This window comes from Nocardia sp. NPDC004582 (genome assembly GCF_053602115.1).
This window is the reverse complement of the sequence record NZ_JBSGCY010000107.1, coordinates 1-23,743: the sequence shown is the minus strand read 5'-3', so window position 1 is coordinate 23,743 and position 23,743 is coordinate 1. Positions and strand designations below refer to the sequence as shown.

Annotated in this window: 19 protein-coding genes and 1 pseudogene; 14 read left to right on the top strand and 6 right to left on the bottom strand. The window is 70.2% G+C overall.

Annotated elements, in window-relative coordinates:
• Positions 1-201 precede the first annotated feature (201 nt).
• Positions 202-1,923 carry an ABC transporter substrate-binding protein gene (locus tag ACWELJ_RS25005; protein WP_452368562.1) on the top strand — a complete coding sequence of 574 codons (1,722 nt, stop codon included), beginning with the start codon at positions 202-204 and terminating at the stop codon, positions 1,921-1,923.
• 38 nt (positions 1,924-1,961) lie between these two features.
• Entirely contained in the window at positions 1,962-2,534 is a 573-nt protein-coding gene (locus ACWELJ_RS25000) for an adenine phosphoribosyltransferase (protein ID WP_452368561.1), read from the top strand.
• Between the two features lie 88 nt (positions 2,535-2,622).
• Here the strand turns inward: ACWELJ_RS25000 and ACWELJ_RS24995 are convergent, their stop codons facing one another.
• Entirely contained in the window at positions 2,623-2,910 is a 288-nt protein-coding gene (locus ACWELJ_RS24995; protein WP_452368560.1) for a hypothetical protein, read from the bottom strand.
• 211 nt (positions 2,911-3,121) lie between these two features.
• Here ACWELJ_RS24995 and ACWELJ_RS24990 point away from each other — a divergent pair, with 211 nt between their 5' ends.
• The 5 genes from ACWELJ_RS24990 (at position 3,122) to ACWELJ_RS24970 (ending at position 11,236) form a co-directional block, all read left to right on the top strand.
• Positions 3,122-5,050 carry a peptidoglycan DD-metalloendopeptidase family protein gene (locus tag ACWELJ_RS24990; RefSeq protein WP_452368559.1) on the top strand — a complete coding sequence of 643 codons (1,929 nt, stop codon included), beginning with the start codon at positions 3,122-3,124 and terminating at the stop codon, positions 5,048-5,050.
• 43 nt (positions 5,051-5,093) lie between these two features.
• Positions 5,094-5,573: an RrF2 family transcriptional regulator gene (locus ACWELJ_RS24985; RefSeq protein ID WP_452368558.1), complete on the top strand. Its 480-nt coding sequence runs from the start codon at positions 5,094-5,096 to the stop codon at positions 5,571-5,573.
• 198 nt (positions 5,574-5,771) lie between these two features.
• Positions 5,772-6,947: an MFS transporter gene (locus ACWELJ_RS24980; RefSeq protein WP_452368557.1), complete on the top strand. Its 1,176-nt coding sequence runs from the start codon at positions 5,772-5,774 to the stop codon at positions 6,945-6,947.
• 172 nt (positions 6,948-7,119) lie between these two features.
• Complete coding sequence (locus tag ACWELJ_RS24975; protein ID WP_452368556.1) at positions 7,120-8,718, top strand: ABC-F family ATP-binding cassette domain-containing protein; 1,599 nt, start codon at positions 7,120-7,122, stop codon at positions 8,716-8,718.
• Between the two features lie 151 nt (positions 8,719-8,869).
• Complete coding sequence (locus ACWELJ_RS24970; protein ID WP_452368555.1) at positions 8,870-11,236, top strand: RelA/SpoT family protein; 2,367 nt, start codon at positions 8,870-8,872, stop codon at positions 11,234-11,236.
• Between the two features lie 33 nt (positions 11,237-11,269).
• Here ACWELJ_RS24970 and ACWELJ_RS24965 read toward each other — a convergent pair whose 3' ends face one another.
• Positions 11,270-12,244 carry a dimethylarginine dimethylaminohydrolase family protein gene (locus ACWELJ_RS24965; RefSeq protein WP_452368554.1) on the bottom strand — a complete coding sequence of 325 codons (975 nt, stop codon included), beginning with the start codon at positions 12,242-12,244 and terminating at the stop codon, positions 11,270-11,272.
• A gap of 86 nt (positions 12,245-12,330) precedes the next feature.
• Between ACWELJ_RS24965 and ACWELJ_RS24960 the strand changes: the two genes are divergently transcribed.
• The 4 genes from ACWELJ_RS24960 to ACWELJ_RS24945 all read left to right on the top strand — a co-directional run bounded on the left by ACWELJ_RS24960 (position 12,331) and on the right by ACWELJ_RS24945 (position 16,032).
• Complete coding sequence (locus ACWELJ_RS24960) at positions 12,331-13,647, top strand: hypothetical protein (protein ID WP_452368553.1); 1,317 nt, start codon at positions 12,331-12,333, stop codon at positions 13,645-13,647.
• A 103-nt stretch (positions 13,648-13,750) separates the two neighbouring features.
• A complete protein-coding gene (locus tag ACWELJ_RS24955; protein WP_452368563.1) occupies positions 13,751-14,680 on the top strand; it encodes a patatin-like phospholipase family protein in 930 nt (309 codons plus the stop codon).
• A gap of 90 nt (positions 14,681-14,770) precedes the next feature.
• Positions 14,771-15,079 carry a pyrimidine/purine nucleoside phosphorylase gene (gene ppnP, locus ACWELJ_RS24950; protein WP_452368552.1) on the top strand — a complete coding sequence of 103 codons (309 nt, stop codon included), beginning with the start codon at positions 14,771-14,773 and terminating at the stop codon, positions 15,077-15,079.
• A gap of 80 nt (positions 15,080-15,159) precedes the next feature.
• Positions 15,160-16,032 carry an LLM class flavin-dependent oxidoreductase gene (locus ACWELJ_RS24945; protein ID WP_452368551.1) on the top strand — a complete coding sequence of 291 codons (873 nt, stop codon included), beginning with the start codon at positions 15,160-15,162 and terminating at the stop codon, positions 16,030-16,032.
• 37 nt (positions 16,033-16,069) lie between these two features.
• Here the strand turns inward: ACWELJ_RS24945 and ACWELJ_RS24940 are convergent, their stop codons facing one another.
• Positions 16,070-17,218: an epoxide hydrolase family protein gene (locus tag ACWELJ_RS24940; protein ID WP_452368550.1), complete on the bottom strand. Its 1,149-nt coding sequence runs from the start codon at positions 17,216-17,218 to the stop codon at positions 16,070-16,072.
• A gap of 63 nt (positions 17,219-17,281) precedes the next feature.
• On the opposite strand from ACWELJ_RS24940, the gene ACWELJ_RS24935 reads away from it, so the two are divergent.
• On the top strand, positions 17,282-18,229 hold the full coding sequence (locus tag ACWELJ_RS24935; RefSeq protein WP_452368549.1) for a helix-turn-helix transcriptional regulator: 948 nt from the start codon (positions 17,282-17,284) through the stop codon (positions 18,227-18,229).
• 22 nt (positions 18,230-18,251) lie between these two features.
• Here ACWELJ_RS24935 and ACWELJ_RS24930 read toward each other — a convergent pair whose 3' ends face one another.
• The 3 genes from ACWELJ_RS24930 to ACWELJ_RS24920 form a co-directional block, all read right to left on the bottom strand.
• Complete coding sequence (locus ACWELJ_RS24930; protein WP_452368548.1) at positions 18,252-19,082, bottom strand: alpha/beta fold hydrolase; 831 nt, start codon at positions 19,080-19,082, stop codon at positions 18,252-18,254.
• Between the two features lie 140 nt (positions 19,083-19,222).
• Entirely contained in the window at positions 19,223-20,257 is a 1,035-nt protein-coding gene (locus tag ACWELJ_RS24925; protein ID WP_452368547.1) for an NAD-dependent epimerase/dehydratase family protein, read from the bottom strand.
• A complete protein-coding gene (locus tag ACWELJ_RS24920; protein ID WP_452368546.1) occupies positions 20,254-21,921 on the bottom strand; it encodes a fatty acid CoA ligase family protein in 1,668 nt (555 codons plus the stop codon). Before ACWELJ_RS24920 ends, ACWELJ_RS24925 begins: the two co-directional genes overlap by 4 nt.
• 441 nt (positions 21,922-22,362) lie before the next feature.
• Here ACWELJ_RS24920 and ACWELJ_RS24915 point away from each other — a divergent pair, with 441 nt between their 5' ends.
• Together ACWELJ_RS24915 and ACWELJ_RS24910 are read left to right on the top strand one after the other, a co-directional pair.
• Positions 22,363-23,277: a 3-oxoacyl-ACP synthase III family protein gene (locus tag ACWELJ_RS24915; protein WP_452368545.1), complete on the top strand. Its 915-nt coding sequence runs from the start codon at positions 22,363-22,365 to the stop codon at positions 23,275-23,277.
• Positions 23,278-23,281: 4 nt separating this feature from the next.
• Positions 23,282-23,743: pseudogene (locus ACWELJ_RS24910) on the top strand (hypothetical protein); the annotation flags it as partial.

The following is a 23,743-nucleotide window of genomic DNA, read 5'->3' as shown; positions in this document are numbered from 1 at the left end:
CGAGTACATCGAACCAGCACCTGCGCCGGGCACGGCCGGAGCCAATGGCAACGGTCAAGGCAACGGCGTCGCGCGTGAGCACGGGCCGCGCAGTCAGGGCACCCGGGCGCCGCGTCCGGGCGCCCGGCCGAGTGGGAAACGACAGCAGCGACGGCACTAGGCACGCAGGGGGTTTCGCGGGTGAAGCAAGACCATCGGGCTGTGCGGCGCACCGCCGTCGACACGACCGTGCGCCGGACCGCCGTCGCGCTGCTGGCGGGTGCGCTCGCCGCCGGCGCGCTGGCGGGCTGTGCGGGTAAGAACCAGGTGCCCTCCATCGGGTACGGCGTGGACGCGGTCGTCGCCTCCTACAACGGCGGCAGCGCGCTCGGCGCGAACAGCGGTGCGGCCGCGGTGTTCTCGCGGGTGCTGACCGGGTTCTTCTACACCGGACCCGACGGGCAGCCGGTGGCCGACACCGACACCGGCACCGCCAAGGAGGTGCCCGGCGAGGCCCAGACCATCCAGTACCGGCTCAATCCGGAGGGCGTCTACTCCGACGGCATCCCCACCTCCTGCGACGACCTGGTGCTGACCTGGGCCGCGCGCAGCGGGCGGTTCACCAAGCCCGCTCCGGGCGGTCCGGTCCCGCTGTTCGACGCGGCGAGCACCGACGGCTACCGCGATATCGAACGCGTCGACTGCCAGCCCGGATCCAAGGACGCCACCGTGCTGTTCCGGCCGGGCAAGCACTACTCGGCGTGGAAGACGCTGTTCAACGCCGCCGAACTGATGCCCGCGCACGTGGTCGCCACGCAGGTGAAGATCCCGAACGTGGTGACCCCGGTGCAGACCAGCGACGTGCCCACCTTGGAGCGGGTGGCCGACTTCTGGAACAACGGCTGGAAGCTCACCCCCGGCAAGCTCGACACGACCGTGCTGCCCTCCTCGGGGCCGTACCGCGTCGACTCCTTCACCGACAAGGACGGCCTGGTCCTGGTGAAGAACGAGAAGTGGTGGGGCAACCAGCCCCGGACCGGGCGCATCGTGGTCTGGGACCGGCACTCCGACCTGAAGTCCAAGGTGTCCGACAACTCGATCGGCGTGCTGGACGTGGGCGCGGGATCGCTGGGTGACGCGAGCCTGGGCGGCTTCCACCATCAGAACCTGCCCGGTCGCGGTGTGGAGCAGCTGGTGCTGGGCACCGGCGGCGTGTTCGACCGCGTGGACGCGCGGCGCGGGTTCGCCTCCTGCGTGCCGCGGGCGGCGCTGTTCGAGAAGTTCGGGCACCCGGACTACACCGTCAAGATCGGCCTGGGCGCCGGGCCGCTGAATTCGCGGACCGTGCAACAGGATTCGGTGTACTACCAGTCGATCTCGGGTGCGGGCGACAAGTACAAGGGCGACGGCACCGCCGCACAGGCCGCGGCGTCGTCGAGCGTGGCCAACCAGACCGTGCGCATCGGCTACGTCAAGCCCGACGAGCGCCGCGCGGCCATGGTCGCCGCCATCGCCGACGCCTGCCGGGCCGCCGGGGTGAACGTGATCGACGCGGGCGCACCGGATTTCGCCGCCTCGCAGCTCACCGAGGGCAAGGTCGACGCCGTCCTGGGCGGCACCGCCGCCATGCCGGGGCCCTCCGGCACGCTCGGCGCGACCGACGCCATCGCCGCGCTGCGCACCGGCGCCGGCCTGAATTTCGGGCGGTTCGGCAACGGCCGCTACGATGCCATCGCGGATCAGCTTGCGGCGGAGGACAACTCGACGGCCGTGCTGAACCTGCTCAACGAGCAGGAGAACCTGCTCTGGAGCGAGATGCCGTCGATTCCGCTGTTCGCCTCCCCCCGCACCATCGGGTTCGGCAACGGTATGGAGAACGGGATCGCCAGCGCCACCAAGGCGGGCGCGGGCTGGAATATGGATCGCTGGGTACTGAAACGGTAGTGGTGCCGACCGGCGTGGTGAACGAGGAGTGGGTGTAGATGAGCAAGCACGAGATGCTGGAGACGGCCGAACTGGTGGGGGAGCGGGCCGCGCGCGCCGAGGAAGCGGTCCAGCGGCTGACCCGCTGGCACGATGACTTCCCGACGCCGGGTGTGCGTTTCGCCGACCTGACCCCGGTGTTCGCCGACTCCGCCGGCTTCCGCGCGGTGCTCGACTGCTTCGCCTCCTGCGCCCCCGACGCCGATCTGGTCGCCGGTGTCGACGCGCGCGGCTTCCTGCTGGGCGCGGGCGTGGCCGCCATCCTCGGCACCGGCGTGGTCGCGGTCCGCAAGGCGGGCAAGCTGCCGCCGCCGGTCCTGAGCCGCGAGTACACCCTCGAATATGGTTCCGCCGCACTGGAAATCCCGGCCGATGGCATCGACCTGAAGGGCCGCAAGGTGCTGCTGCTCGACGATGTGCTGGCCACCGGTGGCACCCTGGCGGCCGCGGCCGAACTGTTCGTCGCCGCGGGCGCCGAGGTCACCGCGGCGGCGGTCGTCCTGGAGCTGGGTTTCCTCAACGGCCGGGAACGCCAGGGCGATTACCCGGTGACTTCGATCGTCAAGCTCTGATCCACCCTCGGGCGGAGGCTTCCTTTCCCCGCGCGATCGCGGGGCCGGCGCGGGTCGCGGGGACGGTGTTCCCCGCGACCCGGCCGCGTCAGCGGGCGATGACACGGGCGACGAAACCGGTCACGACCAGCCAGAAGATCGCGGCGAGGCCGTAATCCAGGATGATGTTGAAGTCGGCGTTGCTGGTGTGGAACAGCCCGGGGAAGAACAGTGCGAGCGGTTCGGCCAGCCTCTTGATGAAGCCGAAGAACTTGTTGGACTGGTCCGCGTCGAAGACCAGCAGCAGGATGTAGACGCCCTCGATGAGGGCGAAGAGCGCGCCGACGCCGCTGATGATGCGAGCGGCATGGACTTCATTGCGGGCAACGTACGGCATATCCGAGGAATGCCCGCGGTAAACCCGTCGAAACAGACGCGCGGGTCCGTTCAGCGGAGACACGCACGACGGGTGTGACAGTTGCGCGGGTCCATGAAACCGCGTGTCCGCCATGGCATGATGTCCGGGTGATCAGCGCGGTGGCCGGGAGCTTTCGGGCGTGAGGCCCAAGTACCTCGTGGGTGGGGCGATCTGCCTGATATTGGGTGTGATGACGCTGCTGCTCGTCATTATCCTGCCCGCCAGTGAGACCAGCTGCGGGCCCGGCGCGCCCGCCATCCCCGCGCTCACCTCCGCACGCACCGAACCCAGCTGCCCGTCCACCGGCTCGCCCGTGGAAGCCGGGCTGGGGGAGGGCGCGCTGCGCGTGTTGCGCTGCACGGTGGCCCGCTTCGGCATGATGGACATGCGCGGCGTGGTGGACGACGACGCGACACCGGATCTGAAGGCCGGGCGCGCCGTGGAATTCATCGTCGGCGGCGATTCCGGCAAGGGCGACGCCATCGTGTCGTTCCTGCAGGAGAACGCCGCCGCCTTCCGCGTCGACTACCTGATCTGGAAGCAGCGCAGCTGGACTCCCGGCGCGGCCGCCGGAATCCAGTGGACGCCGCTGGGCGATCGCGGCGACGCCGCCCGCAACCGGCTGGACCGGGTGCAGGTCACCATCAAGGACGCCGCCCCCACCTCGACCGTGCTCGCCCCCGCCGACGCCTCCATGGCCGCCGCGCCCGGCCGGGTGAACGAGGCGGGCAGCCTCACCGGTGCGGGACGGCACCAATATCCGCTCGCCGCAGGCACATTCACCGTCTCCGATACCTTCGGCGCGCGCGGCGGCGCGCATCTGGGCGTGGACCTGGCCGCCGCCGCGGGCACCCCGATCTACGCGGCCGCCGACGGCCTGGTGGTGGCCTCGGGCGCGGCTTCGGGCTTCGGGGACTGGGTCGTCATCGACTCCCTCGACGAGAGCGGGCGCCGCTACTCCACGGTGTACGGGCACATGTACGAGAACGGCATCTACGTGCGCACCGGCGATATCGTGCAGATGGGCCGCCACATCGCCGACGTCGGCAGCAATGGCGAATCCTCGGGCCCGCACCTGCATTTCGAGCTGGTCCCGGGCGGGCGCATGACCGGCGGGCATCAGGTCGACCCCATGCCGTGGCTGGCCGGCGGCTCCATCCCCGCACCCTCGGGGCCCTACTGCGAGAACGGATTCGGCACCGCGGGCGGCAATCTCGCCGCTGGGAAGGTGCCCGCCGAACTCGAGGTCTGGTACCGGCGCGCGGGCTCGCTGTGCCCGGAGATCGGCGCGTCGCTGCTGGCCGCGCAGGGGCAGGCGGAGTCCGGGTTCCGCACCGACGCGGTCTCCCCGGACGGTGCGCAGGGCATCGCCCAGTTCATGCCGGGCACCGCCCGCGCCCTCGCCCCCGACGGACAGCCCTACGTCATCGACGCCGACGGCAAAGGCTATGCCAGCGTGCTGGATCCGGCCGACGCCATCATCGGGCAGGGCCGCTACATGTGCGCCATCGCCAAGACCATCGAGGGCTGGATGGCCGCGGGCAAGGTGTCCGGCGACCTGACCGCGCTCACCGTCGCCGCTTACAACGCCGGTGAGGGTGCGGTCCTGGCCTCGGGCGGCATGCCCAACCAGATCTCGCGCCACTACACCGAGACCCGGCCGTACGTGGCGCGCATCCTCGCCGCCGAACCCGGATTCCGCAGCCTCGGCAGTGAGGGTCGGTTCCAGGCCAACCCGAGCGCCGATCTCGGGCCGCAGATCGTGGCCGCCGGCGAGCAGTGGATCGGGACGCCGTACGTCTTCGGCGGGGGCGGGCCCGGCGGGCCCAGCGACGGCGGATTCGACCAGGCCGGACTGACCGCCGCCGCGGTGTTCGCGGGCAGCGGCAGCACCATCACCCTGGCGCGCACGGCCGAACAGCAGTGGGAGCAGGGCGTCGAGGTGCCGATCCTGTCGGCCAAGCCCGGTGACCTGGTGTTCGGGTCGTTCGGGTCGCGCGGGCCTTCCGACGTCGGCATCTACACCGGTGGCGGCCGCATGCTGCACGCCGAATCCGGCGGCAAGGTCGCCGAGGTGCCCCTGGCCAACGGCATGAAGGCCCGCCGGATCGGCCGCTGAACGGGGTTGGCCCGGGCAATCGGGACATGTACTATCCCTATTCATGCTGATGGGTGAAGGCGTCGAATGGGGGCTGCACTGCTGTGTGGCCCTGGCGTGGCTCGACGATCACGCGCCGATCGCCACCGCCCGGCTGGCCGAGATCTTCGAACTGCCGCCCGAGTACCTGAAGAAGCGGCTCCAGCCGCTGGTGCGGGAAGGGATCCTCGAGTCCATGCCCGGCGCGCGCGGCGGATACCGGCTGGCGCGGGCCCCTGAACGCATCACCCTGATGGACGTGGTGGCCGCCGTCGAAGGGCGTACGGAAGCTTTCCGGTGCACCGAGATTCGCCGTCGCGGCGCGGGAGCCGCGCGGGGGAGCGAGGAATTCGCCAAACCGTGCGGCATCGCCGCGGCCATGGGACGGGCCGAACTGGCCTGGCGACGGGAGCTGACGGCGCAGACGGTGGCCGACGTGATGGCGGGTACCCCGGCCAATGCCTCGAAGTACGCGCGGCGCTTCTACGAGAGCAGGACCGGCTGACCGGTCGGCGCGTCCGTGAGAAAACCGACCCGGCATGCGCCGGGTTTTTTCGGAAGGAGATTCGGGATGCGAAATATCCCGGTTGATCGGGCGGCTGAACCCAGGCGCGTCGACGGAGTTGCGATGCGGGCTGGCGGTGCTGTGACGGGGGCTGACGTGGATACGGTGCGAGCCGAGAGCCAGGCGGGGGGAGCGGGAGTGGGTGGCGACGCGGCCGTGGGAGTGGCGGGCGCGTGGAACGGGTTGCGGCGCACGGGGATCCTGGCCCTGGGTACGTTCGCCGTCGGCACCGACTCGTTCATCCTGGCCGGGTTCCTGCCGGATATGGCGGGGACGCTGGGGGTTTCGCTCGCGAGCGCGGGGCTGGCGGTGACGGTGTTCGCCGCCACGTACGCGCTCGGGTCGCCGGTGCTGGCGACGCTGACCGCGCGGCTGCCCCGCCGGACCCTGCTGGTCACGGCCTTGCTGGTACTGGCTCTGGCCAACCTCGGGTCGGCGCTGGCGCCGGCGTTCTGGATGCTGGTGGCCACTCGGATCGTGGCCGCGCTCGGGGCTGCCGCGTTCACCCCCAACGCGGCGGCGGTGGCCTCTGCGCTCGTCCCGCCCCAGGCCCGGGCGCGAGCGCTGGCGGTCGTGGTGGGCGGTCTGACCGTCGCGACCGCGCTCGGGGTGCCGCTCGGCGACCTGCTGGCCGAGCGGATGGGGTGGCGGTCGGCATTGATCGGCGTCGCGGTGGCCTGTGCGATCGCTGCGACCGGCGTCGCGGCCTGGGTGCCCGCGCTGCCCGGAAATCCGATGGTGCCGTTGGTGACTCGGCTGGCGGTGCTGCGTGATCGGTCCGTGGCGGCCGTGCTGCCGCTGACGGTGCTCGGCATGGGTGCGGCCTACACCGTCTACGCGTACGCGGTTCCGGCGTTGGGGGCCTTGGGAATCGGGTCCTCGGCCACCGCGTGGGTGCTGGCGCTGTACGGGGTCGGCGCGGTCGCGGGCAATCTGTCCTCGGGTTACGCCACCGATCGGTTCGGACCCGTCCCGGTGCTCACCTCCGGGTACGCGCTGATGGCCGTCTCCCTCGGCGTCATGGCTGCGCTCGCCGCGACCGGCGCGCGGCTGCCCGTGCTCGTTGGTGTGCTGGCGCTCGGCTGGGGTGCGGCGACCTGGTGTCAGACGCCCGCGCAGCAGCATCGGCTCATCGCCGCCGCACCCGCGGAATCCGGACTGGTCGTGGCCTTGAACGCCTCCTGTATCTATCTCGGCATCGGCGCGGGGACACTGCTGGGCGGGGCCACCCTCGGGCACGGCGTGACGGTCATGTTCGCGGTCGCGGCCGCGCTGGCGCTGTCGGCGCTCGGGTATCTGCGTGTCGCGCGCTGACGTGCGCTGAGACTCGGCTCACGAAATATGTTCTTGCTCCGGCCCGTTGATCTCGGTTACGGTAGTTCGGTTCTCATCCCCGTCTGATCGGAGACATGCCGTTGCTCTTCTGAGGTGATCGCCGAGTGGCCCGCAATCGCGCGCCGCATTCGCTCACTTTCGGGAGGCCCGTATGTCTATGCCTGTTATCTCTGTTTCCGATCTCACCTTCGCGTGGCCGGACGGTACCCCTGTCTTCGATGGACTCGACGCCCAGTTCGGGCCGGGTCACATCGGCCTGGTCGGCACCAACGGCGCGGGGAAATCGACCCTGTTCCGCCTGCTCACCGGGCAATTGCGCGCCCAGCGCGGCTCGGTGACCGTGCCGGGGCGGTTCGGCTACCTGCGTCAGGATCTCGGGCTGGCCGCGGGGCAGCGGGTGGACGAGGTGCTCGGGCTGTCGGAGATCCGGAAGGCGTTGCACCGCATCGAATCCGGGACCGGCGGCGAGTCCGACTTCGAGACCGTCGGTACGGCCTGGGATATCGAGGAACGAGCGGTCGCGCTGCTGGGTCGGCTCGGATTGCATTACGTCGCAGGCGATGTCGCACACCTGGATCGCCGCCTGGACACCCTGTCCGGCGGGGAGACCGTGCTGCTGGGCCTGGTGGCCGAACTGCTGCGCGAACCCGATGTGCTGCTGCTGGACGAACCGACCAACAACCTCGACCAGCTGGCGCGCGAGCGGCTCTACGAGGTCGTCGGCCAGTTCCCCGGCACCGTGCTCACCGTCAGCCACGACCGTGAACTGCTGGAGCGGGTCACCGCCATCGCCGAACTACGTCACGGCGAGGTGCGGATCTTCGGCGGCAACTTCACCGACTACGAACGGATCATCGACGCCGAACAGGAGGCCGCCCGCGCGGCGATCCGGGAGGCGCGCAGCGATGTCCGCAAGCAGTCGCGCGAACTCGTCGAAGCCCGCATCAAACTCGACCGCCGCCAGCGGTACGGGCAGAAGATGTGGGACCAGAAACGCGAACCCAAGATCGTGATGGGCGAACGCAAACGCCAGGCCCAGGTGTCGGCGGGCAAGCTGCGCAACAATCACATCGGCAAGGTCGAGGAGGCCAAGGATCATCTGACCGATATGCAGGACCGGCTGCGCGACGATCGCGAGATCCGCGTCGACCTGCCCGACACCCGGCTCTACCCGGGCCAGGACGTGCTCGACCTGACCGAGGCACGGCTGCCGTGCGGACCCACCGTGACCCTGAAGATCACCGGGCCCGAACGCATCGCGCTCACCGGGCGCAACGGCATCGGCAAAACCACGCTGCTGCACCGCATTCGGGAAGAAGGTCCGGCGGTGCCGTGGCGCATGCTGCCGCAACGCCTGGACGTCTTCGACGAATCGATGACCGTGTTCGAGAACGTCGCGGCCACCGCGCCGCACGCCTCGCCCGAGCGGATCCGCGCCCAGCTGGCCCGGTTCCTGTTCCGCGGCGCCGACGCCGACGTCGCGGCCGGGGCGCTCTCGGGCGGGGAGCGGTTGCGGGCGGCGCTGGCCATGCTGCTGCTGGCCGAACCGGCGCCGAAACTGCTGTTGCTCGACGAGCCGACCAACAACCTGGACCTGCCCAGCCTCGCCCATCTCACCGAGGCGCTGGCGAGCTTCCAGGGCGCGCTCGTGGTGGTCAGCCACGACCCGCGATTCCTGGCCGGCATCGGGGTGACACGACGGCTGGAACTGACCCGCGACGGGCTCGCGGCGAGTCCGAGCGAACAATGAGCAGGACGGGTATCGTTCATCGCTCCGGAGCGGTTGGCACCGGCGGTGAACGCTGCCCCGGTCGCGATCCGATTCCAGGACTAAAGTGGATGATCTGGGTGGTTGAACGGTCCGATATGGTTTTCCTTTCGAGGCCGCGAGCGGAGGTGGCATGACACAGCATCTGGAGAAGGCGAACTCGGGGCAATCGCCCGAGGAAGGGTCCTCCACCCCGGCGGCCAACGCCCAGTCCGCGGCCGCCGCCCGCAACACCACCGCCGTCCCCACCTCCGCCTCCCGCCGCGTCCGCGCCCGCCTGGCCCGCCGCATGACCGGGCAGCGCGGCATCGCGGCCGTCAAACCGGTGCTCGAGCCGCTGGCCAGCGTGCACCGCGAGCTGTACCCGAAGGCGAATCTGGCTCTGCTGCAACGGGCTTTCGACGTCGCCGACGAGAAGCACGCCCACCAGTTCCGCAAGTCCGGCGACCCCTACATCACCCACCCGCTCGCGGTCGCCAACATCCTGGCCGAACTGGGCATGGACACCACCACCCTGGTCGCCGCGCTGCTGCACGACACCGTCGAGGACACCGGCTACGCGCTGGACGATCTGACCGCCGAATTCGGCACCGAGGTCGCCCACCTGGTCGACGGTGTCACCAAGCTGGACAAGGTCAACCTGGGCGCCGCGGCCGAGGCCGAGACCATCCGCAAGATGATCATCGCCATGGCCCGCGACCCCCGCGTGCTGGTGATCAAGGTCGCCGACCGGCTGCACAACATGCGCACCATGCGTTTCCTGCCGCCGGAGAAGCAGGCCAAGAAGGCGCGCGAGACCCTCGAGGTGATCGCGCCGCTGGCCCACCGGCTCGGTATGGCCACGGTCAAGTGGGAGCTCGAGGACCTGGCGTTCGCGATCCTGCACCCCAAGAAGTACGACGAGATCGTGCGCCTGGTCGCCGACCGCGCGCCCTCGCGCGACACCTACCTGGCCAAGGTGCGCGCCGAGATCGTCAACACCCTGGCCTCGAGCCGGATCACGGCCGTCGTCGAGGGCCGCCCCAAGCACTACTGGTCGATCTATCAGAAGATGATCGTCAAGGGGAAGGACTTCGACGACATCCACGACCTGGTCGGCATCCGCATCCTCTGCGACGAGGTGCGTGACTGCTACGCCGCGGTCGGCGTCGTGCACTCGCTGTGGCAGCCCATGGCCGGGCGGTTCAAGGACTACATCGCCCAGCCGCGCTACGGCGTCTACCAGTCGCTGCACACCACCGTGGTCGGCCCCGACGGCAAGCCCCTGGAAGTGCAGATCCGCACCCAGGACATGCACCGGACCGCCGAGTTCGGCATCGCCGCGCACTGGCGGTACAAGGAGACCAAGGGCAAGCACTCCAACGACTCCACCGAAGTCGACGACATGGCGTGGATGCGTCAGCTGCTCGACTGGCAGCGGGAGGCCGCGGACCCGGCCGAGTTCCTGGAGTCGCTGCGCTTCGACCTGAAGTCGCCGGAGATCTTCGTCTTCACCCCCAAGGGCGACGTGATCACGCTGCCGCAGAAGTCGACCCCGGTCGACTTCGCCTACGCCGTGCACACCGAGGTCGGGCACCGTTGCATCGGCGCCCGCGTCAACGGCCGGCTGGTCGCGCTGGAGCGGCAGCTGGAGAACGGTGAGGTCGTCGAGATCTTCACCTCCAAGGCGCAGAACGCCGGACCCTCGCGGGACTGGTCGAACTTCGTGGTGTCCCCGCGCGCCAAGGCCAAGATCCGGCAGTGGTTCGCCAAGGAACGCCGCGAAGAGGCCCTGGAAGCGGGCAAGGACGCCATCAGCAAGGAGGTCCGCCGCTCGGGCCTGCCGCTGCAACGCCTGATGAGCGTGGACGCCATGAGCGCGCTCGCCCACGAACTGCACTACACCGATATCTCCGCGCTGTACGCGGCCGTCGGTGAGAACCAGGTGTCCGCGCACCACGTGGTGCAGCGGCTCATGGCACAGCTCGGCGGCGTCAGCGACGTCGAGAACGAATTGGCCGAGCGGTCCACGCCGTCCACCGTCCCCGCCCGGCAGCGCACCACCGGTGACGCCGGCGTGGAGATCCCGGGCGCCCCCGGCACCGTGTCCAAGCTGGCCAAGTGCTGCACCCCGGTGCCCGGCGACGAGATCATGGGCTTCGTGACCCGCGGCGGCGCGGTCAGCGTGCACCGCACCGACTGCACCAACGCCGATTCGCTGCGCTCGGAACCCGAACGCATCATCGAGGTCAAGTGGGCGCCGTCGCCGTCGTCGGTCTTCCTGGTCGCCATCCAGATCGAGGCCCTCGACCGGACCCGCCTGCTCTCCGATGTCACCAAGGTGCTCGCCGACGAGAAGGTCAACATCCTCTCCGCCGCGGTCACCACCTCCGGTGACCGGGTCGCCATCTCCAAGTTCACCTTCGAGATGGGCGACCCCAAGCACCTCGGGCACCTGCTCAATGTGGTCCGCAATGTGGAAGGCGTCTACGACGTCTATCGCGTGACCTCCGCCGCTTGACCTCCTCCGCCCCGAACCGGGGTGGGGGAGCGGTCATTCGGCGCGCAGCAGCGGCTGGGTGGAGCAGCGGAACGAGCCGCCGAAGATCCGCGAGACCGAGAAGTCGATGTACTCGACGGTGACGCCGCGGGCTTCCAGCTGCTTGCCGACCCGCTCGAATTGCGGGTCGGTGATGTAGGTTTCGCTGTCGATGGGCAGGCCGTTGGTGGCCATGGCGGCCGCCTCGTCCTCGCTCACCTCGATGCGCTCCCAGTCCCGCACGGGTGCGGGCAGACCGTCGGGCAGCCGGTCGGGGCAGGCGATCAGCAGGCCCTCGCGGACCAGGCCCAGGGCGCAGTCCAGGTGCAGCACATGCCCGGGCATGCGGACCGGGGTGACGGTGAAGCCTTGGGGGCGAAGGTATTTCGCGAGCCAGTCGTAGCCCAGGGCATTGCTCGCCATCCCGGACAGGCCGACGAAGACCTGTTTGCCGAGGACCAGGACGTCGCCGCCCTCGAGGAACGGGCCGGGTCCCGGATGTCCGATGCCCGGTTGCGGCAGCGAGACGTAGTGCGCGGCAGCGGGCATCACCCGTTCCAACAGCAGGTTTCGGCTGGGGAGCACCTCGCGGCGGCGGTGCGGGAATTGCAGCACGCCCTCGATCACGTTCTCGCCCACCGTGAACCACGGGTCGCGGACGAAGAAGTTGGCGTAGCCCTCGGGTCCGGCGGCCGCCTTCTCGGTGGCGGTGAACAGGCGCGGGCGCAGCACCTCGACGCCGTGGCGGCGCAGCACCGCGACGAGCTCGTCGCGTTCGGCCTCCCAGGCGCGTTGCTTGTCCGGGTACACCTCGCCGAAGGTCTTGCCCCAGACGGCGTCGAGGATGCCCACCGCGGCCGGTTCCACCGGCATCTCGTAGCCGAATAGCTCGTTATTGTCCGGAGCGCGGAATTCGCTCTGGGAGACCACTACGGTCCGCAGCGGTGCGAACTCACTATCTACGCGAACATTCTCAGTTGCAGCAGACATAGGTGAACGATAGCGTCCCCGATCCGTTCGGCGCGTCTGCGAGTCGTGATTGCGGGCTGTTTGCTGATCGCCGTACCGTCATGGACATGGTGGAGTGGCGGGCGCTGGTGCGGTTCGCGGCGGTCTACGCCGCCACCGCGACGGCCGGGCTGGCGATCATGATGCCGGTCAGCTACGGCTGGTTCACCTCCGCGCCGCAGAAGGTCGACCTCATGGTGCGCAGCGTGCCGCTGGCCATGGAGTCCGGCGCGATGGTCGCGGTGATCTGCGCGGCCGCGGTGGTGAGCCTCGGCAGCAGCCGCGCCGCCTGGTACGCGGTCGCGGTCGCGCTGCTGGGCATCCTGGTCAATCACGTGGGCATGTCCGGTGTGGGCATGGATTCGCTGACCACCGTCAACTACGTCGACGCCCTGTGCGCCGGTGTGGTCATCGGCTGCCTCGCGCCCGTGGTGTGGACGCCGTCGCTGACCGGCGGCGCATATCTTTTCGGCTGCCTGAGCTCGGTGATCTTCGGCGATCTCGTCCAGCCGCCGGACGCGGATCGGTGGTCGAGCACTCTGGACCGGCTCTTCGGCGGCGCCCCGCCGGTGTGGCTGATCCTGGTGGCGCTGGCGCTGGTGGCGTCGAATCTTCCGGCCCGCGATCGCCTCGGGCCGATACCCGGGGAAGGACCGGACTTCTCGCTGGCCCCGGTCCTGGCCGGGGCCGTGGCCGTGTTCACGCTGGCCCGGGCCGCGCGCTGGCTCGCGGAGAGCGGAGATCGGCCGCCGGTGGTCGTGCTGGGGGTGGTGCTGGTGATCGTCGGGGCGTTCGTGGCCGCGCTGCTCCTGCCCGGCCGCGACGGGGTGCTGCTGCTGTTGCTGGTCGCCTTCTCCGCCGCGGCCTCCGCGGTGGTCACCGTGCCGCGACCGGGCTGGGCGAATCTGCTGATCGATGTGGCGGTCGTGGTGGGACTGGTGGTGGCCTGGCTGCGGCCGCGCCCCTTCCTCGCGATCGCGGCGTCGGCGGTGCTGGCCGCGGTGGCGGCGTTGTTCGCGCTGACCGGGGTCGCGAACCCGGTCTGGGCGGTGCTGGGCGTGGTGGCCATCGGTCTGGTGGGCGGCGGCAATCTGGGGTCCGCGGTGCCGCCGCGCGCGACCAGCGTGGTGGTCGCGCTGTCGGTGCTGTTCGTGCCGTCGGTGGCGGTCGCGTTGCGGGGCAGGCCGTTCGGGCGGATCGGCTACTCACCGCACTGGTATCGACTGCCGCAGGTGCCGCACGAACCGGTGCCCGCCTACGCGGCGCTGGGGGTCACCGCGGGCTGTGCGCTGGGGATCTACCTGCTGCGGCGCTGGCGGCCCGAACAGGCGAAACCGGTCGGTCCGATCGCTGTCGAGACGGGAGAAGTCCATGGCGACGCGTGACTCGGCGCCGACGAACAGCGATTCGGTGCCGGCGAGGAGCGATTCGGTGCCGGCGAGAAGCGATTCGGTGCCGACCAGTAGCACCGCGCCGATCGGCGGTGGGCTGTCGCTGGGTGGCGCGGTGCCGACCGGCAAGCGGGTGGCCCTCGCTCTGGGTAGCGGCGGGGCGCGCGGGTACGCGCACATCGGCGTGATCGACGAGCTGCGCGAACGCGGCTACGAGATCACCGGGGTGGCGGGTTCGTCGATGGGCGCCCTGGTCGGTGGACTGTACGCGGCGGGCAAACTCGACGAATTCACCTCCTGGGCAACGACTCTCGGCCAATTCGAGGTGGCGCGGCTGCTGGATCCGGCGTTCAGCGAGCCCGGCGTGATCCGGGCGGGGAAGATCCTCGACCGGATCCGGGAGATGCTCGGCGAGCTGTGCATCGAGGACCTGCCGATCCCCTACATCGCGGTCGCCACCGACATCACGACCGGTCGCTCGACCTGGTTCCGGGACGGCGAACTCGACGCCGCCATCCGCGCCTCGATCGCCATTCCCGGATTCATCACCCCGGTGCTGCGCGAGGGCCACGTCCTGGTCGACGGCGGCGTCCTCGATCCGCTGCCGGTGGTCGCCACCATGGCGCTGGGAACGGCGGACCTGCTCATCGGGGTGGACCTGTCCGGTCCGCCCGACCCCGCCTACGACCGGGCGCAGCCGCGGACCAATTGGTTCACCCAGTGGTGGCGGGCCTCCGCGCAACGGCTGGGCCGCGCTCCCGACGCTCCCGTCGAGGAGCAGCCGCCCGCGCTGAGCAGCGTGCGCGCCACCGATGTCGCGCAGCGGGCCATCGATCTGATGCTGGCCTCCATCACCCGCCAGCATCTCGCCGCTCACCCGCCCGACCTGGTGATCTCGGTGCCGCAGAACATCTGCGGCACCATGGATTTCCATCGTGCCGCCCCGATCATCGGGCAGGGGCGGGCGCTGGCCGTCGCGGCCCTGGACGCGCTGGCCGCGCAGGGCGCCGGCGCCCTGCCCGATTGAACGATTGCCCGGAGGTCACCGGTACGATCGGCGCGAACCGGACCGCCCGTCAGGGCGGGTCCCCATCCGAGCGAAGGACTCCGTAGCAGCATGAAGTTCGAGAATGTCACCGTCACCAAGCGCGCCAACGTCTACTTCGATGGCAAGTGTGTGAGCCACAACATCGAGCTGGCCGACGGCACCAGCAAGTCGGTCGGTGTCATCCTCCCCGCCACCCTGACCTTCAACACGGGCGCGCCGGAGATCATGGAGCTGCTCGAGGGCCAGTGCACCGTCACCCTCGCCGGTGAGACCGAGGCCGTCGCCTACCAGGGCGGCGAGTCGTTCTCCGTCCCGGGCAACTCCAGCTTCGTCATCGAGGTCACCGAGCCGGTCCACTACGTCTGCCACTTCGGCTGAGTCGCTTCGCGCCGCGGCCCGGTCCCGCGAATGGGGCCGGGCCGCAGTCGTTTCCGCCGCCGGCGTGGTAGGCATGGGGGATGACGACGCTGGGAGTGGTGTTCCGGCCGCAGCAACCGCCGGAGCGGCTGCGGGAGGTGGTACGGGCCGCCGACGCGTCGGGGCTCGAAGAGCTGTGGCTGTGGGAGGACTGCTTTCTCGAGAGCGGGATCGCCACCGCGGCGGCCGCGCTGGCCTGGAGTGAGCGGGTGCGGGTCGGCGTCGGGGTGCTGCCGGTGCCGCTGCGCAATGTCGCGATCACCGCGATGGAGCTGGCCACGCTGGAACGGATGTTCCCCGGTCGCGGGATCTGGGGTGTGGGGCACGGGGTTCAGGACTGGATGGGGCAGGTGGGCGAGCGGGTGGCCTCGCCGGTCACGCTGCTGCGCGAATATCTCGAGGCCTTGCGTTCGCTGCTGGCCGGTCAGCGAATCACGGTGCGGGGCAGGTATGTTCAGCTCGACGAGGTGGCGCTGGACTGGCCGCCGCCCGCCGCGCCGCCGATCCTGGCCGCCGCGACCGGGCCCCGCACCCTCGAACTGGTGGGGGCGTCGGCCGACGGGGTGATCCTCACCGGCTCGACCCCCGCCGACGGCGTCCGCGCGGCCGCCGACATCGTGCGCGCCGCGAGGCCGGAAGCGTCGGCGCCGCAACCGTTTCCGATCGTCGTGTACCTGCTGGCCGCCACCGGGCCCGGAGCCGCCGACCGGGTGGCGGCGGAATTGCGGGCCGAGAACCGCGACGCCATCCCCGGGATCGGGGTCGCCGGGGACGCCCGGGCCATCGCCGACGCGGTCATCGCCTGGTCCGAGGCCGGGGCCTCCAGCGTCGTGCTGCAACCCACCGGCGACGAGCCCGACCCGGCCGGCTTCGTCCGTTTCGCCGCCGAGCGGGTCAGGCCGCTGGTGCCCTGAATCCGGCCGCACCGCACCGGATTCCGGGCGCCGGTGGTCAGCGCAGGTCGCGGAAGAACTCGCGGATGTCGCCGACGAGGATCTCGGGTTCCTCCATGGCGGCGAAGTGGCCGCCGCGGTCCACGTCCACCCAGCGGGTGATGGTGTTGGACTCCTCGCAGTAGCGGCGGATGCAGACGTCGTGGGCGAAGGCGATGACGCCGGTCGGGACGCCGGAATTGGCTGCCGGCGCGCCCCATTCGCCGGTCTGGGCGTAGCCGACGTAGGCCGCGGATCCGGCGGTGCCGGTCAGCCAGTACAGCATGACGTTGGTGAGCAGCCGATCCCGGTCGATGATCTTGTCCGGCACCACGTTCCGCGGGTGCGTCCACTCCCGGAACTTGTCCATGATCCAGGCCAGCTGTCCCACCGGCGAATCCACCAGCCCATAGGCCAGGGCCTGCGGCCGGGTCGACTGGATCGCGATATAGCCGAACTCCTCGCGCATGAACGCCTGGATCCGCCGGAGTTTGTCGCGTTCGAGGTCGGTGAGTTCGTCGATATCGTCGATCGCCGACTGCGGCGGCAGGTTGGTGCCGCCGTTGACGTGCACGCCGATCACCCGGTCCGGCGCGGAGCGCGCCACCTCCGGGCTCACCGAGCCGCCGATATCGCCGCCCTGCACGCCGTAGCGCTCGTAGCCCAGGCGGTGCATGAGCTCGGCCCACACGCGCCCGATCCGGGCGCGCGTCCAGCCGGTGTCGGAGACCGGACCGGAGAAACCGAATCCGGGCAGCGACGGAATGACCAGGTGGAAGGCGTCGGCCGGATCGCCGCCGTGCGCCGCCGGATCGGTGAGCGGGCCGATGATATCGAGGAATTCGACCACCGAGCCGGGCCAGCCGTGGGTCAGCAGCAGTGGCACCGCACCCGGTTCGGCCGAGCGGATGTGCAGGAAGTGCACCCGCTGCCCCTCGATCTCGGTGTGGAACTGCGGATACCGGTTGAGTTCGGCTTCGGCCGCGCGCCAGTCGTATCCGGTGCGCCAGTGCTCCACCAGTTCCCGCAGCCAGTGCACGGGCACGCCGGTGTCCCAGTCGTCGCCCGGCAGCGGGGCGGGCAGCTGGGCGGATTCGAGCCGCCGTGCCAGATCGTCGAGCCGAGTCTGGGGGATGTCGATGCGGAAGGGAGTGACCTGTTCGCTCATGAGAACAACACTACGAGCCAGTTAGGACAGGTTCTGCCCTAGCTGTCGGGCAGAATCGAAGTCATGTTGGAAACCTCGGCCCGGCTACTGCGGCTGCTGTCGTTGTTGCAGACCCCGCGCGAGTGGAGCGGTGCGGATCTGGCCGCCCAGCTCGAGGTGGACGTGCGCACCGTGCGCCGCGATATCGAGAAGTTGCGCGCGCTCGGCTATCCCGTCGACGCCACGCCCGGGTCCGCCGGATACCGCCTGGGCGCGGGCGCGAATCTGCCGCCGCTGCTGCTCGACGACGAGGAGGCCGTCGCGGTGGCCATGGGCCTGCGCACCGCGGCGGGCGGGACCATCGCGGGGATCGAGGAGAGCTCCCTGCGCGCGCTCACCAAACTCGAGCGGGTGCTCCCGTCGCGGCTGCGCCACCGCCTCACGGCCTTGCAGGACGCGACCGTCTCCGTCCCGTCGGGCGGCCCGCGTGTCGACCCCGATACCCTCACCGTCATCGCGGCCGCGATCCGCGACCAGCACCGCCTGCGGTTCGACTATCGCACCCATGCGGGCACCGAAACCTCCTACCGCACAACCGAACCCCACCGCCTGGTCCATCACGGCCGGCGCTGGTACCTGACCGGCTGGGACGTCGACCGCGCGGACTGGCGCACCTACCGCGTCGACCGCCTCACCCCGCGCGTCCCGACCGGGCCCCGCTTCACCCCGCGCGCGGCCCCCGACCCCGCCGACCAGGTCTCGCGCGGCGTCACCTCGGCCCCGTACCGCTACCACGCCCGCATCACCCTGCTGACCTCGGCCGATCGGGCCGCCGACCTGATATCCCCGACCGTCGGCGTCCTCGAGGCCGTGGACGCGGGCACCTGCATCCTGCATACCGGCGCGAACTCGCTCGACGCGATAGCGGTCTATGTCGCGGGCTTCGGTTTCGAATTCCGCGTGATCGAACCACCGGAACTACTCGACCGCATGCGTGAGCTGTCCGCGCTGCTGGGCCGGGCGGCCGGCTGACCCGGTCGCGGCGACGGGCGATTCAGCCCGCGAGGGCGGTGGTGGTGGCGGAACGGATTGCGGCGGTGACGGTTTCGGGCTGCTCGAGCATGATGAGGTGGCCGCAGTCGGGGAGGGTGACGGTGTGGGCCGGGCGGAGGGTCTCGTTGAGGCGGGCGCCCGCGGCGGCGGAGAGAATGCGGTTCTTCGCGCCCCAGATGGTGGTGATCGGCGGGAACGCGGGGGAGGGGTGGAAGCCGTCGAGGGTGGCCAGGGTGGGCAGGTCGCGGGCGATGGCGGCGGGCGGGAGCAGGCGGCGCGGCTCGGACCAGCGGTGCCGCAGCGCCGTGAAGGAAGGGGAGGACATGCCGCGTCCACGCGGGCCGAGCTGTTCGCGGACCACGAGGCCGGCCGCGACGCCGGGCAGTCGGATCGCGCTCGCGACGGCGTCGAGGGGCAGGTGGGACGCGGCGCGGGCGGTCCAACCGGTCGGTGTGGGGCGCAGCGTGGCGGCCGTGAGCGGGCTGCACAGCACCAGCGCGCGCACGTTCTTCGGGTTCGCGCGGGTGTACAGCAGCGACAGCGCGCTGCCGAAGCAGTTGCCGACCAAGGTCACGTCGGTGAGGTCGTGGGCGGCGATGAATTCCGAGACCAGGCGCATGTAGTTGGCGACGGTGTAGCCCCCGGCGGGCGAGTCGGAGTCGCCGTAGCCGAACAGATCCAGCGCGTAGACGCTGTGGGTGGCGGCCAGGGCCCGGGTCTGATCGGCCCAGATGTGGCGGTCGCCGCCGATATTGTGCAGGAACAGGATCGGATCACCGGATCCGGCGTGGTCGTAGGCGACGGATACGCCGTGATAGTCGAACTCCGGCATCGGGCGCTCTCCTCGTTGAGTGCGGTGCTGCTGCGGCGGCCTCGAGGGCCGTCAGCACCGACTCGCCCTCGCGCGGTATCCAGCCATGCTAGCCGGTACCGCGCGTAACACAAGGTTTGAGGGGAGCGCCCGGACGCTGGTCAGCGGCTGGATCCGGCGATCACCCCCGTGCGGTGGATCCAGGATTTCAGTTCGGCCATGCCGGTGTCGCGGTCCATAACGGGCCGGTATCCGAAATCCCGGGTGGCGGCCGACGTGTCGTAGGTGCCGGTGCGGGTGAGTACCGCCACCGAGTAGCGCGACAGCGGCGGGGTCCAGTGCTCGGCGAGATACGGGACCCGCCGCAGGTTCTCGATCGCCGACACCACCAGCGCCACCAGCCGCGGGTCCAGCGCCCGCCCCGGCGGCGGATAGCCGAGGTCGGCGGCGACCTCGGCGAGGAACCCCCACACCTCGGTGCGTTCGGCATCGGCGATGAAATACGCTCTGCCGCCGACGTTCTCGCTCGCCGCGGCCTTGATCATGGCATCGACGATATTGTCCACGTGGCACAGCGAGGCGTGCACGCCGCGCCCGCCCGACAGATCCGGCAGGGTGCCCGCCGCGGCCCGCTCGAGCAGTCGCACGATGGGCCCGGAGCGGTCGCCCGCGCCCCAGATGGCGCGCGGCCGTAGCGCGCAGGTGGTGAACCCGGGCGTATCGGCGGCGAGCACCAGGCGTTCGGCGGCGGCCTTGGTCTCGCAGTAGTGGTTCAGATAGCGCGACGGATACGGAACCGACTCGTCGATATCGATCTGGTCGCCGCCGTCACGATCCATCAGCGCGCTCGGACTCGACACGAACACGAACCGGCGCGCACCGCCGGCGGCGGCCGCGGCCAGCAAACGCGCGGTGGCCGTGGTGTTCTCGGCCCAGAAGCGGGCCCGGGTACCGCGCTCGTCGACCCGGGCCGCGCTGTGGAACACCAGGTCCACGCCCGCGACCGCCCGCTCCAGGGAGGCCGGATCGCTCAGATCGCCGACCACCCGCTGCACGCGGTCCAGCACCGGGGTCAGGTCGCGCAGATTGCTGGTGCGCCGCACCAGAATGGACACCTCGTGCTGTCCGTCACCGACCAGCCGCCGGGTCAGCGCACCGCCCAGGAAGCCGGAGGCTCCGGTCACCAAGACCTTCACGACGCCCCCTGTCCGAGCTGCTTGTCCGCCCACACCGTCAGCCGTTCGCGGCCGATCTTGGCGTTGTGGCGGATGTCCACCGGGAAACGGGGATGGAACAGGAACTCCGTCACCGGTTTGGTGACCTCGAATTCGTCGCGCCGCCCGCGCAATTCGCGCTCGACGGCGATCGGGTCCGCCCCGGGCTCGAGCTCCACACACAGCACCGGCAGCTGCTCGCCGCGCGCGCCCACGCCGACCAGCGCGGTGCGGGCGACGCCGGCGACCGTGTTGAACACCTGCTCGACCTGGACGGTGAACATCGGGCCGCGCGCGGTCTCGAGCCGTTGACTCTTGCGGCCGCAGAACCGGATTCGTCCCGCCTCGTCGAGCCAGGCCAGATCGCCGGTGCGATGCCAGATCAGCTCGCCCTCGGCGATCTTGCCCGCCCGGTCCGCGGTCGGCGGCCAGAAGTAGTGGGTGCTGACATTCGGCCCCGACACCACCAGTTCCCCGATCCCGAGCGGGCCCGCGAGGCCGCCTCGCTCCTCGACATCCGACCAGTCCGGCAGCGGATCATCGGTGATGGGAATGACGCGGGCCCGCACGTGCAGCGCGGGCGCGCCCACGCACACGCCGTGCCCGGTGTGGGCATGCTCCACGAGTTCGCCCAGCAGTTCCCGGGATTCGATGGTGGCCATGGGCAGCGCCTCGGTCGCGCCGTAGCCGGAGTAGACCTTGGCCTCGGCCGGCAGGACCTCGCGCAGTCCGGCGATGCAGCTGTCCGGGACGGGTGCGCCGCCGGAGTAGATGCTGCGGATGCTCGGCAGCGCGACCCCGGTGCGCCGGAGGTGGTCCAGCAGCGGGATCAGGACGGCCGGGGAAGCGAACATGGTCCGCACCTCGAACCGTTCGACCGCGTCCACCACGTGCGCGGGATCGGTCGCGCCGACCTTCGACGGGATCAATGGCGGTAGCACGCACCGGGATCCGAGCAGCAGTTCCAGGATGCCGGCCACCGCCGTGGTGATCAGCGAGGTCTCCGGCGCCACGTGCTCGCGCGCGGCGTCCACCTGATCGATCATGGCGGCGAGATTGCCGTGGGTGAGCACCACCGCCTTGGCAGGCCCGGTGCTGCCGGTGGTGTAGGCGATGAGCAGCGGCTCGGCATCGGGCGCGGGCTCGCGGTCGGGGAGGGCGGAGTCCGGTGTGCGGCCCCAGCTCTCCAGGGTGGGGCCCTGCCACCAGGAGCGGCCCACGGTGACCGCCACCCGCACCTTGCGGAAGTAGGCGCGGAACACGAGGCGCAGGGCCTGTGCCTCGGTAACCCCGACGAACGCCTCGGCGTCGGCGGCGCGCAGGCAGCGCAGCATCTTGAACAACCCCATGCCGGGGTCGATCACCACCGGTACCGCGCCGATCTTGAACAGCCCGTACAGCACCGCGTACAGCTCCGGTCCCGGCCGCACCAGCACGATGGTCCGCACGCCGCGGCCCACCCCGGCCGCGAGGAACCGCCCGGCGATCGCGTCCGACCACGCGTCGAGTTCGGCGTAGCTGATCTGCCGGTAGTCGGGCAGGCCGGCCCGGCCGCGGCCGTCGGCGTGGATGACCGCCGCCCGGGACGGATGCTCGGAAACGATATCGGTGAATCGATCGAGGGCGCGCCAATAAACAGTGGGCAAGGAATGCGACACACTTCCCCCAGGGAATTGTCGAGGAATGCGAGGAATATGTCGGTGAGGCTACACGGGGCTCACCGCGGCCGCTAGCCGTGGCGATTCCAATTCATTTGATATACAACGTGTTTAGTGTGTCTCGCGGTACCGACACGGGTTACTCCGTACCCCCTATCCCACCCCTACGCGGATTCGAAATACTGTGTACAACAGGCTGATCCGTGTTCATCGCCCCATCGTCGACCACCCCTTCGTGCGGTAGCTTTCACTCGGCATCGGGGCCAACGGAAATCGCCCGAGAGAGCAGGGGGCCACATGCGTACACGCTTCGAATCCATTGGCGCGTATACACCCAGTACCATCCGTTCCACCGAAGACGTCATCAATGCCCTGTCGGTTCCGCGGGCATTGGATCTGGAACGAATTACCGGAATCAAGAATCGTCGCGTGCACAATAGCGACCCCGGCGATTACGAGTCCTCGTTCGTGCTCGCCCAGCGGGCGATCGAGGATTGCCTGGAACGCTCCGGCTACGCGGCCGAGGATCTGGACGTGATCATCTCGGTCTCGATCACCCGCTTCACCGCGCCCGGGCGGTACTGCTTCGCGCCGTCGTTCGCCGCCCAGCTGGGCGCCGCCATCGGCGCGGGCCGGGCACTGCACTTCGACCTGTCCAACGCCTGCGCCGGGATGATCACCGGGGTGCTGGTGCTGGACCGCATGATCAGGTCCGGTGTGGTGCGCCGCGGCCTGGTGGTCAGCGGCGAGCAGATCACCCCCATCGCCGAGACCGCGACCCGCGAGATCTCCCAGCCCTACGACCCGCAGTTCGCGGCGCTCACCGTGGGCGACGCGGCGGTGGCGGTGGTGGTCGACGACCGCGGCGACGATGCCGACGAGATCCACTACATCGAGCTCATGACCACCTCGGCCGGCGCGGAACACTGCATCGGCATGCCGAGTGACAAGACCACCGGCATCGCCATGTACACCGACAACCGGGCGCTGGCCAGCGAATCGCGCTTCCTGCAGGGTATTTCCCGCATGGCGGATTTCCTGTTCGAGACCGGCCGCGCCTGGGAGAGCGAGAAATACGACTACTGGATCCACCACCAGTTCAGCGGCCCGGCGATCGAGTACATCAGCTCGCTCACCGAACGCCATTTCGACACCCCGATGCCGCAGGCGCTCAATATCTACGCCGAGTACGGCAATACCGCGTCCACCTCGCACTTCCTGGTGCTGCGCGAACACCTGGCGCAGGGGCGCATTCCGCGCGGGTCCAAGGTGCTGCTGATCCCCGAGGCGTCCGGGGTGGTCTCCGGGCATCTCGCCGCGACCATCTCCCGGCTGGAGGCCTGAATCCATGGGTACCGCAATCATTTCCGCGGCCGTGTGCACCGACGCCGACACGGGTAGCTATTTCGAACTGGCCGCTCGCGCGGGGCGGCAGGCGCTGGCGGCCGCCGACATCTCCGCCGACCGGGTCGGGCTGGTGATCAACGCCGGGGTGTTCCGCGACAGCAATATCGCCGAACCCGCGGTGGCCGCGCTGATCCAGAAGCGTCTCGAGGTCGGCCTCGAATACGAGACCGGCCGCCTGCCCGCGTTCTCCTTCGATCTACTCAACGGCGGCACCGGGGTGCTGCACGCCCTCATGGCCGCGCACTGCTTCACCGGGCTGGGCGATGTCGAGTACGCGCTCATCGTCGCCGGGGACACCCATCCCAGTACCGAGCGCGGTCGCGCGGACTTCCCGTACGCGGCCGGCGGCGCGGCGATCCTGCTGCGCGCCGGGGACGGCGCGGGCGGCTTCGGGCGCCTCTAC